The sequence below is a fragment of the Caulobacter radicis genome, from assembly GCF_003094615.1.
GTDB classification, from domain to species: domain Bacteria; phylum Pseudomonadota; class Alphaproteobacteria; order Caulobacterales; family Caulobacteraceae; genus Caulobacter; species Caulobacter radicis.
The window spans coordinates 1-10574 of the sequence record NZ_QDKO01000040.1; the positions used below are offsets into that span (position 1 = coordinate 1).

At 69.1% G+C, this 10574-nt stretch carries 11 protein-coding genes; 7 read left to right on the forward strand and 4 right to left on the reverse strand.

Features of this window, described 5'->3' with window-relative positions:
* From DDF62_RS20535 to rimP, 4 genes are all read right to left on the reverse strand, one after another.
* The coding region (locus DDF62_RS20535) for a translation initiation factor IF-2 associated domain-containing protein (RefSeq protein WP_208866910.1) at nt 1–484 on the reverse strand (484 nt) is incomplete at its 3' end.
* A 205-nt stretch (nt 485–689) separates the two neighbouring features.
* A complete protein-coding gene (locus tag DDF62_RS20540) occupies nt 690–1340 on the reverse strand; it encodes an RNA-binding protein (protein ID WP_116490831.1) in 651 nt (216 codons plus the stop codon).
* A gap of 53 nt (nt 1341–1393) precedes the next feature.
* Complete coding sequence (nusA, locus tag DDF62_RS20545; RefSeq protein ID WP_116490832.1) at nt 1394–3067, reverse strand: transcription termination factor NusA; 1674 nt, start codon at nt 3065–3067, stop codon at nt 1394–1396.
* Between the two features lie 2 nt (nt 3068–3069).
* Nucleotides 3070–3774, reverse strand: coding sequence for a ribosome maturation factor RimP (gene rimP / locus DDF62_RS20550; protein ID WP_341871581.1), 705 nt, complete (start codon nt 3772–3774; stop codon nt 3070–3072).
* Between the two features lie 293 nt (nt 3775–4067).
* On the opposite strand from rimP, the gene ppa reads away from it, so the two are divergent.
* The 7 genes from ppa to DDF62_RS20585 all read left to right on the forward strand — a co-directional run bounded on the left by ppa (nt 4068) and on the right by DDF62_RS20585 (nt 10462).
* Nucleotides 4068–4601, forward strand: coding sequence for an inorganic diphosphatase (gene ppa / locus DDF62_RS20555; RefSeq protein WP_058347149.1), 534 nt, complete (start codon nt 4068–4070; stop codon nt 4599–4601).
* 125 nt (nt 4602–4726) lie between these two features.
* Entirely contained in the window at nt 4727–6079 is a 1353-nt protein-coding gene (gene miaB, locus DDF62_RS20560; RefSeq protein ID WP_116490834.1) for a tRNA (N6-isopentenyl adenosine(37)-C2)-methylthiotransferase MiaB, read from the forward strand.
* Entirely contained in the window at nt 6076–7023 is a 948-nt protein-coding gene (locus DDF62_RS20565) for a PhoH family protein (protein WP_101720481.1), read from the forward strand. The genes miaB and DDF62_RS20565 overlap by 4 nt, the downstream gene beginning before the upstream one ends.
* 11 nt (nt 7024–7034) lie before the next feature.
* On the forward strand, nt 7035–7493 hold the full coding sequence (ybeY, locus tag DDF62_RS20570) for an rRNA maturation RNase YbeY (protein WP_116490993.1): 459 nt from the start codon (nt 7035–7037) through the stop codon (nt 7491–7493).
* 12 nt (nt 7494–7505) lie between these two features.
* A complete protein-coding gene (locus DDF62_RS20575) occupies nt 7506–8408 on the forward strand; it encodes a hemolysin family protein (RefSeq protein ID WP_116490835.1) in 903 nt (300 codons plus the stop codon).
* Nucleotides 8405–10003 carry an apolipoprotein N-acyltransferase gene (gene lnt / locus DDF62_RS20580; protein ID WP_116490836.1) on the forward strand — a complete coding sequence of 533 codons (1599 nt, stop codon included), beginning with the start codon at nt 8405–8407 and terminating at the stop codon, nt 10001–10003. Before DDF62_RS20575 ends, lnt begins: the two co-directional genes overlap by 4 nt.
* A gap of 33 nt (nt 10004–10036) precedes the next feature.
* Nucleotides 10037–10462 carry a helix-turn-helix domain-containing protein gene (locus DDF62_RS20585; protein ID WP_116490837.1) on the forward strand — a complete coding sequence of 142 codons (426 nt, stop codon included), beginning with the start codon at nt 10037–10039 and terminating at the stop codon, nt 10460–10462.
* Nucleotides 10463–10574 lie beyond the last annotated feature (112 nt).

A 10574-nucleotide genomic window follows, 5' to 3' on the forward strand; every position in this document is an offset into this window, starting at 1 on the left:
GAGCAGCGGCGGCCGGGGTCGGCGCGGCCGGAGCCGGCTTGGCGGCTGCGGCTTCAGCGGCGGCCTTGGCGGCAGCGGCCTTGGCGGCGGCTTCGCGAGCCGCGGCGGCCTCGGCGGCGGCGCGGGCGTCAGCGGCGCGACGCTCGGCGGCCTGGCGCTCCTGGGCTTCGCGAGCGGCCTCGATGGCGCGCTGGCGAGCGCGCATCTCGTCCTGCGACAAACCGCCCGCGGCTCCGCCGCCACCGCCTTGCGGACGCGGCGCGTCGTGGCGGCGCTCGGCCTGGGACGGCGCGGCGAGGTTGCCGGAAGCCGGCGCATGCGGACGCGTGCGCTTCGTCTCGACAACCACCGTCTTGGTCCTGCCGTGGCTGAAGCTCTGCTTCACAACGCCGGCGCTCACCGAGCCCTGGCGGGGCTTCAGGGTGATGGGCGCGCGCCCACCGGGGTTGGAACCAGGCCGACCGTTATCGTTCTCGTCGCTCATGCGCTCGCTTGTACTTCCGCCGGGCGGGTTCCCGGCCCAAAAACCGATCAATCCATACGAGAAAGGGGCCCGGACGTACCTCCAATAGGAAGCGCGTTTCCCGGCCCTTCGCTCAAGAGCGCGACGCCTTAGGCGGCTTGCTCCAACATTCAGGTTCTAGGCTCTTTTCGCCGCCGAATGAAGCCATCCGAGGACGTATCGAAGCCTAGGGCTCCTCGTTCTGACGCACCACCCAGTCCGGCGGCGTGAAAGGACGGAAGCCTGATAACCGCTCGACGTCCAAAGTCCAGCGATCCGTGCCTCGCCCCGCGAGGAGCGCCGTGTGTATCACATTCTCCCCGCCCAAGGCCAAACCCAATTCGTCGGATGTGAACATACCGAGGATTCTCGGGGTGTTCGGCGCTTTGCGGACGGCTGAAAAGACCTTTCGGCGGCCATCATCGGCGCCGTCGGCGGCTTCGATCAGCCAGGCGGTCTTGCCCGAGGCCAGGGCCGCCAGAACCTTTTCGAACCCCGAGATAATGCTCCCAGAGCGCCGCGCAAGGCCCAGACCGTCCAGAACCCGCTTGGCCAGCAGCCGTTCCACCTGGTCGGCCAGGTCGGCCGGGGCGGTGAGCTTGGCCTTGGCCGAGCGCGAGAAGGCGTTCTTCTTGGCGGCCGCGGCGATCGACTCGCGGTCGGCCGCCACCCACATGCCGCGCCCCGGCAGCTTGCGGGCCACGTCGGGGATGACGACGCCGTCCGGTCCGGCCACGAACCGCACCAGGCGCGCCTCGTCGACAACCTCGCCCAGGACGATGTCCTTGCGCGCGCGGCTGGCTTCGGCGTGGGTCTTGGGAGCGGTCTGGTCGATCATGCGTCTTCAAAGGAAGCGGCCCTTCCGAGGATCGGAAGGGCCGGCTCTGTCTCTTACTGCTCTTCGGCGGCTTCTTCGGCGGCGGGGGCTTCCTCGCCTTCGGCTTCAGCGCCTTCGGTCTCTTCGACCTCTTCGATTTCGATCTCTTCGTATTCCGGTTCCGGCGGAGCCTCGACCCAGCCCATGGCGATACGGGCGCGCATGATCAGGGCCTCGGCGTCGTCGGGCGACAGGTTGAAGCTTTCGAGGATGCCCGGCTCGCGCACGCGCTCGCCGTTCTTGCTCTCGAACCAGCCGCGCATGTCGTCGGGCACGAGACCGGCCAGGTCTTCGATCGTCTTCACGTCGCCTTCGCCCAGGGCCACGGCCATGGCCAGGGTCACGCCCTCGACGCCCAGCAGTTCGTCCTGGACGCCCAGCTCGACGCGCTTGGCGTCCAGGGCGGCGGCTTCCTTCTCGAGGAATTCGCGGGCGCGGGCCTGCAGTTCCTCGGCGGTCTCGTCGTCGAAGCCTTCGATCGAACCGATCTCGTGGGTGTCGACATAGGCGACGTCTTCCACCGCGGCGAAGCCTTCGGTGACCAGCAGCTGGGCGATGACCTCGTCGACGTCCAGGGCTTCCTGGAACAGGGCGGTGCGCTCGGTGAACTCGCGCTGACGGCGCTCGCTCTCCTGGCTCTCGGTCATGATGTCGATCTGCCAGCCGGTCAGCTGCGAAGCCAGGCGGACGTTCTGGCCGCGGCGGCCGATGGCCAGCGACAGCTGCTCGTCGGGCACCACCACTTCGACGCGCTCGTCTTCCTCGTCCATGACGACCTTGGAGACTTCGGCCGGGGCCAGGGCGTTGACGATGAAGGTGGCTTCGTCTTCCGACCACTGGATGATGTCGATCTTCTCGCCCTGCAGCTCGGCGACCACCGCCTGCACGCGCGAGCCGCGCATGCCGACGCAGGCGCCGACCGGGTCGATCGAGCTGTCGTTGGAGATGACGGCCATCTTGGCGCGCGAACCCGGGTCGCGGGCCACGGCGCGGATCTCGATGACGCCGTCGTAGACTTCCGGCACTTCCTGCGCGAACAGCTTGGCCATGAAGCCGCCGTGGGCGCGGCTCAGCATGATCTGCGGGCCCTTGGTCTCGCGACGGACGTCGTAGATGTAGGCGCGGATGCGGTCGCCGACGTTGAAGTTCTCGCGCGGGATCGACTGGTCGCGGCGCATGATGCCTTCGCCGCGGCCCAGGTCGACGATGACGTTGCCGTATTCGACGCGCTTGACGCTGCCGTTGACGATCTCGCCCGAGCGGTCCTTGTACTCTTCGTACTGGCGCTCGCGCTCGGCTTCGCGAACCTTGTGCATGACGACCTGGCGGGCCATCTGGGTCTGCACGCGGCCGATCTCGAACGGCGGCAGGGCTTCTTCGTAGACCTTGCCGATCTCGGCGTCGCGCCAGGTGCGCTTGGCCGAGGTCAGGTGGACCTTGCCGATCTCGCCTTCCAGGTCGGCGTCGTCGGCGACGATCTCGATCACGCGCTTCTGCGTCGTCTCGCCCGTGCGCGGGTCGATCTTGACGCGGATGTCGTGCTCGGCGCCGTAGCGGGCGCGGGCGGCCTTCTGCAGGGCGTCCTCGATGGCCTCGATGACGACTTCCTTCTCGATGCCCTTTTCGCGGGCGACCGCGTCGGCGATCTGGAGCAGTTCAAGCCGGTTGGCGGCGATGCCGATGGCCATGGTCAGTCCTCTTCACTTTCGGACAAATCGTTGTCGTTCTCGGCGTCGACCCCGTCCTGGTCGATCCTGGCGGCGCGCGCATCCGCGCCCCGCTTCATCAACTCGTCGCTCAGGACGAGCTTGGCGTCGACGATCCAGGCGAACGGGAAATAGACGGTGACGTCGTCCTCGCCCTCGATGTTGAGGCCGACCTGGTCGTCCTCGACGCCGGCGAGTTCGCCCTTGAAGCGCTTGCGGCCCTCGGCCACGCGGTCGAGCTCGATGCGCACCTCGAGACCGGCATAGGTCTCGAAGTCCTTCAGGCGGGTCAACGGACGGTCGACGCCCGGGCTGGAGACCTCCAGGGTGTATTCGCCGGCGATCGGGTCGGCGGCGTCCATCACCTCGGAGATGGCGCGCGACAGCTTGGCGCAGTCCTCGACGTTCATGTCGCCGCCGGTCCCGTCCTCGAGGAGGGGGCGTTCGGCCATGATCTGCAGGCGGCGCTGCTCGGCTCCGCCCATCAGGCGCAGGCGGACGATCTCGTAGCCGGTGGCTTCGGCGACGGGATCGAGCATCTCGATCAGGTCCAGGTCTTCTCGCGTCTTGCCGCGCACGGTTCTCTTCTCAGCTTCGTGGGACGCTCCGCCTAGCCAAAAGGCCCAGCTGGCGAGCGACCAAAGAAAAAGCGGCAGCCTTTCGGGCCGCCGCTCGAAAGCGCCAATCAGCGCTAACGGACGATGTAGGAGCTATATAGCGCGATAGGCGAGCGGGTGGAAGCCCCCTTGCTGGGCACGGCTCGCGCCTCGCGCGAGAGACCTTACCAAGCGCGGCAAGCCAAGCCCGCGAAGCTGTTCTGGCGGTCATTCGACAAGCGCGGCCATAGACGACGGATGCTTTTGCGGGCGCAAGTCGAGGGCCGGACACGCCCCCTCTTTCGCATCGCAACACTTGTGGCCTATACAGGCGGCCGCTTGAGGCCCGCCTCCCCGCGGGAACCTTCCCACAACGAAGAGTCACTATGGACCTCTCCAAGATCGCCGTGGGCGTGAACCCGCCCTACGACCTGAACGCCGTCATCGAGATCCCGCAGGGCGGTGAGCCGGTGAAGTACGAGATCGACAAGGAAAGCGGCGCCCTGATGGTCGACCGCTTCCTGCACACGGCGATGTTCTACCCGGCCAACTACGGCTTCATCCCGCACACCCTGGCCGACGACGGCGACCCGGCCGACATCATGGTCGTGGGCCCGACCCCGGTGGTGCCCGGCGCGATCATCCGCTGCCGCCCGATCGGCGCCCTGATGATGGTCGACGAGGCCGGGTCTGACGAAAAGATCCTGGCCGTGCCGGTCGACAAGCTGCACCCCTTCTACACGGGCGTGAACAGCTGGCGCGACCTGCCGACCATCCTGACCGAGCAGATCGCCCACTTCTTCCAGCACTACAAGGACCTGGAAAAGGGCAAGTCGACCAAGATCACCGGCTGGGCCGATCCGGACGAGACCGCCGAGCTGATCCGCGCGGCGATCAAGCGCCACGACGAGAACTACTGATCCTCTGAAGATCGAGACGCGGCGCCGGGGACCTCTCCGGCGCCGTTTTCTTTTGCGGTTCCAAGCCCCGGGTGTGACCTTCGCGACCTTGCGCGCGGGGCCGCTCGACCCCATAACCTCGCCGGATGAGCGAGACCCCGCAAAAGCGCCTCTATATCAAGACCTACGGCTGTCAGATGAACGTCTACGACAGCGAGCGCATGACCGACGTCCTGCGTCCGTTGGGCTATGGCGTGGTCGATGACCCCGAGGGCGCGGATCTCGTGGTGCTCAACACCTGCCACATCCGCGAGAAGGCCACCGAGAAGGTCTATTCCGAGCTTGGCCTGATCAAGCAGATGAAGGACCGCAAGGCCCAGGCCGGCGGCAAGATGACCATCGCCGTGGCCGGCTGCGTGGCTCAGGCCGAAGGCCAGGAGATCATGAACCGCCAGCGGGCGGTGGACCTGGTCGTCGGCCCGCAGGCCTATCACCAGCTGCCCGAGCTGATCGCCCGCGCCCACCGGGCCTCTGGTGAACGCCTGGCCGCCGACTTCGCCGCCGACGAGAAGTTCGACGCCCTGCCGGCCGAACGCCACGTCACCGGCGTCACCGCCTTCCTGACCGTGCAGGAGGGCTGCGACAAGTTCTGCACCTTCTGCGTGGTGCCCTATACCCGCGGCGGCGAATGGTCGCGCCCGGTGAACGACATCGTGGAAGAAGCCAAGCGCCTGGCCGGCGCCGGCGTGCGCGAGGTCACCCTGCTGGGCCAGAACGTCAACGCCTATGACGGCGACGGCTCGACCCTGGCCAAGCTGGTGCGCAAGCTGGCCACGATCGATGGCCTGGACCGCATCCGCTACACCACCAGCCACCCGCGCGACATGGGCGAGGACCTGATCGAGGCTCACGGCGAGCTGCCGCAGCTGATGCCGTACCTGCACCTGCCGGTGCAGGCGGGCAGCGACAAGATCCTCAAGGCCATGAACCGCGACCACACGGCCGAGAGCTATGTGAAGCTGATCGAGCGCATCCGCGCCGCGCGGCCCGATATCGCCATGAGCGGCGACTTCATCGTCGGCTTCCCGGGCGAGCGCGACGGCGATTTCGAAAAGACCCTGGAGCTGGTGCGCGAGGTCGGCTTCGCCAGCGCCTTCTCGTTCAAGTATTCGCGCCGTCCCGGCACGCCCGCCTCGGCCATGCCCGGCCAGGTCGACGAGGCCGTGAAGGCCGAGCGCCTGGACCGCCTGAACCAGCTGCTCGACGAACAGCAGCGAGCCTTCAACGCCAGCCAGGCGGGCAAGACCCTGCCGGTGCTGTTCGAGAAGGCCGGCCGCCACCCCGGCCAGATCGTCGGCCGCAGCCCCTATCTGCAAGCCGTCCACGTTTCGGGCGGGGAGCACCTGATCGGGACGATCGTTCCCGTCCGTATCGAGAGCGCCGCCAAGATGAGCCTGGCCGGCGTGCTCGCCAACGAACCCGCTTTGGAGACCGCGTGAGCCGCACGCCCGAGTTCCTGCCGCTTTCCGACGACGCCGTCGTCGCCGTCACCGGTCCGTCCGGCCGCCATGCCGCCCTGATCGAGGACGCCTTCAAGGTCCTGCTCGAGACGCCCGGCGGCGGCGTCAAGATCACCGGCGACGTCAAGGGCCGCTCGGCGGCCAAACGCGCCCTGCTGGCCCTGGCCGAGCGCGCCGACGCCGGCCATGAGGTGGTCGAGGCCGACATCCGCGTGGCCGTGGGCGAAGCCCACAGCGCCGGCGGCCAGGCTTCGCCGCGCGCCGTGCGCCGCGGCGCGGTCTCGCCCAAGACCAAGAACCAGGCCGCCTACATGGAGCAGATGGCCCGGCACCCGCTGGTCTTCGGCCTGGGTCCAGCCGGCACCGGCAAGACCTTCCTGGCCGTGGCACAGGGCGCGGGCATGCTGCTGCGCGGCGAGGTCGACCGCCTGATCGTCACCCGCCCCGCCGTCGAGGCGGGCGAGAAGCTGGGCTTCCTGCCGGGCGACCTGAACGAGAAGGTCGATCCCTACATGGCCCCGGTCTGGGAGGCCCTGACCGACATCATGGGCGCCGAGCAGCTGCGCCGCCGCCGCGACAAGGGCGAGATCGAGGTCGCCCCGATCGCCTTCATGCGCGGCCGCACGCTGGCCCATGCCTTCGTCATCGTCGACGAGGCCCAGAACTGCTCGCGCCTGCAGATGAAGATGGTGCTGACCCGCCTGGGCGAAGGCGCGCGCATGGTCGTCACCGGCGATCCGACCCAGATCGACCTTCTGAACCCGCGCGACTCCGGCCTGGCCCACGCGGTGTCGATCCTCGACGGCGTCGAGGGCGTGGCCGTGGCCCGCTTCACCTCGACCGACGTCGTGCGCCACCCGCTGGTGGAGCGCATCGTCAAGGCCTACGACGCCGACGCGGCCCTGGTGGCGACTCCCCGATGATCACCGTCGATATCGAGATCGAAGACGAGGCCTGGACCAAGGCCGAACCGGAAGCAGAAGCCCTGGTCTGGCGCGCCGCCCAGGCCGTGCTGGACGCCCACGAGGACGTCGAGGGCAAGGGCATCGTCATCCTGCTGGCCGACGACGACAGCGTGCAGGCCCTCAACCGCGACTTCCGCCACAAGGACTACGCCACCAACGTGCTGTCCTTCCCGGCGCCGCAAGACCCGACGGCCAATCCGGAAGGCCAGATCGGCGACATCGCCCTGGCCTATGGCGTCTGCGCCCGCGAGGCGGCGCAGCAGGGCAAGACCCTGGCCCACCATCTGCAACATCTTGTGGCGCACGGGGTGCTGCATCTCTTAGGATACGACCACGAGGGCGACGAAGAGGCCGAGGCCATGGAAGCGCTCGAACGCGAGATCCTGGCGGGACTGGACGTTCCCGATCCCTACGCCGACGAGAGGTGAAAGCCCAAAGGCATGCCTGACGACGACCAGAGTTCCACGCCCGCCGGTCCGGCCAGATTCAGCCGGGGCCTGCGGGCGTTCTTCCGTGAGCTGCGGCGGGCCGCGCCGGTCAAGCGCGCGCGTACGGGCGATTCCGACGACGCCGCCGCGCCCGACCTCGTCGACCAGGCCGAGGCCTTCAAGACACTGAAGGTCGGCGACCTGATGACTCCCCGCCCCGACGTGGTGGCGGTCGAGCTCGACACCCCGTTCGCCGTGGTCGTGGCCCAGTTCGTCGAGTCCGGCCACTCGCGCATGCCGATCTATCGCGAGGCCCTGGACCAGCCGATCGGCGTCGTCCACGTCAAGGACGTGTTCCGCCTGCTGGCCGACGGCGACCTGCGTCCCGAGCCGGAAGCCCGCGTCCTCGAACAGCTGCGTCGCGACATGTTCCTCGTGCCCGCCTCGATGCGGGCCGCCGACCTGTTGCAGCGCATGCGCACCAAGCGCGTGCACATGGCCATGCTCATCGACGAGTTCGGCGGAGTCGACGGCCTGGTGACCATCGAAGACCTGATCGAGAGCGTGGTCGGCGACATCGACGACGAGCACGACGACGCCCAGGTCGCCACCGTGACGGCGCAGCCGGACGGCGCCTTCGAGACCGACGGCCGCACGCCGCTGGAGGATCTGGAGGCCGCGGTCGGCAAGACGCTGGCCCCGCCCGAGCACGAGGAGGAGGTCGACACCGTCGGCGGCCTCGTCGCCGCCCTGGCCGGCCAGGTGCCCGAACAGGGGCAGGTCGTGCGCCACCCCGCCGGCTTCGAGCTGGAAGTGCTGGAGGCCGACTCCCGCCGCGTCCTGCGCGTGCGGGTGCGCCGCGCGCCGGAGCCGGTCGAGGCGGAGACCCCGCTCACCCCCGTGAACGCCCCTTGAACCTGCGCGCCCTGACCGCTGCTTCGCCATGGCGCGACCGCGTTCTGGCGCTGGTTGCAGGCCTGGCCACGGCCCTGGCCCACCCGCCGTTCGGGATCCTGCCAGGCCTGCTGGGCTACGCGCTGCTGCTGTGGCTGCTGGACGCGATCGACGGGCCCCGCCCGCTGCGATCGGCCTTCCTGCGCGGCTGGCTGGCGGGGCTGGGCTATTTCGGCCTGGGCACATGGTGGATCGGCGAGGCCTTCCTGGTCGACGCCGCCAACCAGGGCTGGATGGCCCCGTTCGCGGTGACCGCCATGGCCGCCGGCCTGGCCCTGTTCTGGGGCGCGGGCGCCGTGCTCTACCGCCGCCTGCGTCCGGCCGGCGCGGTGCGCGTGCTGGCCTTCGCCGCGGCCCTGTCGGCGCTGGAGTGGGTGCGTGGCCACGTGCTGACCGGCTTTCCCTGGAACCTTCCGGGCGAGACCTGGCGGGCCGGCTCGGCCCCGTCGCAGGCCGCCGCCCTGCTCGGCGCCTACGGCCTGACCTTCGTGACCCTGGCCATCGCCGCCGCCCCCGCCGTCTGGGGCCAGGGACGCTCGGGACGGATCGCGCTCGGCGCCGCGGCCGCGACGCTCGTCGGCCTCTACGGCGGCGGCTGGCTGGCCCTGAAGACCGCGCCGAGCCCGACCGCCGCGTCCGCCCCCAAGGTCCGCATCGTCCAGGCCGACGTCCAGCAATCGGCCAAGTGGGACGCCGCCAGCTTCCAGGCGATCGTCAACGACTACGCCGCCCTGACCGCCGCGCCCTATGCCGACGGCAAGCCAGCCGACATCGTGGTCTGGCCCGAAGGCGCCCTGCCCGCCGCCATCAACGACTACCTGGCCCCTGGGACCTGGGTGCGCCAGGCGATCATGGACTCGCTGCGGCCGGGCCAGCTGCTGCTGATCGGCGGCTATCGCTACGAGGGCTCGATCGAGGCGCCGGTCTACTACAACAGCCTAGTGGCGCTGCGCCGCGAGCCCGGCGACCTGGTCATGGTCGGGGTCTACGACAAGCATCGGCTGGTGCCGTTCGGCGAGTACCTGCCAGCCGAGGGCTTCCTGACCGCCATCGGCTTCAAGAGCATGGCCCACCTGGGCGACGGCTTCGCCACCGGCCCGCGCCCCGCGCCCTTGAGCGTGGCGCCGAACCTGAAGGTTCAGCCGCTGATCTGCTACGAAAGCCTGTTTCCGGGCCTGGCCCGCCCCGACGCCGACGTTCGGGCGCTGGTCAACGTCTCCAACGACGCCTGGTTCGGGGTCACCTCAGGCCCCCTGCAACATCTGAACCTGGCCAGCTATCGCGCCATCGAGGCTGGCCGGCCGATGATCCGCGCCACCCCGACGGGCGTCTCGGCCATGGTCGACGCCCAGGGCCGCGTGGTCGAGGGCCAACGCCTGGACCTGGGGGCCCGCGGGGTCATCGACGCTCGCCTGCCCGCCGTCGGTCGCGAGACGCCGGCCTCGCGCCTGGGCGACTGGCCGCTGGCGATCCTGCTGCTCGTCTCGGTGGCGATCTGTATCGGCATCTCACGTATCGGCGGTCAGAAGTTTGCCGTCGCGAAAGATATGGGCTGAACTAAAGCCGTAATCCTGGGTCTATGCCTAAGCATGACCGTCGCCCCCGAATCCCCCGCCGAAATCGAGCGCTCGCCTAACCCCGTCGACCTCCATGTCGGCGCCCGCATCCGCATGCGCCGCAAGATCCTGGGCGTCAGCCAGGAAAAGCTGGCCGAGAGCCTGGGTCTGACCTTCCAGCAGGTGCAGAAGTACGAACGCGGCGCCAATCGCGTCAGCGCCAGCAAGCTCTACGAGATCGCCCGCAGCCTGCAGGCGCCCGTCGCCTACTTCTTCGAGGGCCTGGCCGATCCGTCCGAACCGGCCGACGGCGAAGCGCGCAACGACCACCAGGTGCACGAGTTCCTGATGACGCCCGAGGGCCTGGAACTGGCCTCGCTGTTCCCGCGCCTGAACCGCGCCCCCGTGCGCCGCCGCATCCTCGACCTCGTACGCTCGATGGCCGAGGAAGAAGCCTAGCTGTCGAAGCTATGAAGGTTGTTCACCCGGGGGCGGGCTTGAACGAAGCTGGGGTTGCGACACTCCACTTCCAGAGCCGGGAGCCCCCGGATGAACATCCATCACAATGCCC